Below are 531 nucleotides of genomic sequence, written 5' to 3'. Positions count from 1 at the left end.
TGGATTGATACTCTCATCAATACGGAATCCGTCGCTCAAGGTTGCAAAACTATTGCATTCTCATACATGGGCCCAGAAGTTACTCACCCAATCTATCTCGATGGTACTTTAGGCCGAGCCAAAATTGATTTGCACCAAACCAGCCATGCATTGAATCTGAAACTGGCTAACTTCGACGGTGGTGCTTACGCCACTGTGTGTAAAGCGCTGGTAACCAAAGCTAGTGTTTTCATCCCTGCTCTGAGCCCTTACCTTTTAGCTCTGTACCGAGTAATGAAAGAGAAAGGCACGCATGAACGCTGCATCGAACAAATGCAACGTCTGTCCACGACGAAGCTTTACGATCAGCCTAAAGTTCCTGTTGATGGCGAGCGATTGATTCGAATTGATGACTTAGAACTGGATCCGCAAACGCAGGCTGAAGTGAGTCATTTGTTAGAACAAATGAATGCGGAGAACTTTAAAGAGATTGGTGATTACCAAGGCTTTAAAGACGAGTTCATGAAACTCAACGGCTTTAACTTTGACGAT

At 44.6% G+C, this 531-nt stretch carries 1 pseudogene; it reads left to right on the top strand.

The annotated features are described in order from the left end of the window. A pseudogene (locus R7190_RS30345) lies at window positions 1-531 on the top strand (bifunctional NADH-specific enoyl-ACP reductase/trans-2-enoyl-CoA reductase); the annotation flags it as partial.

This window comes from Vibrio sp. 1078-1 (assembly GCF_033340475.1).
Note: the sequence above shows the minus strand (reverse complement) of the source record. Positions and strands in the feature narration are given on the sequence as shown.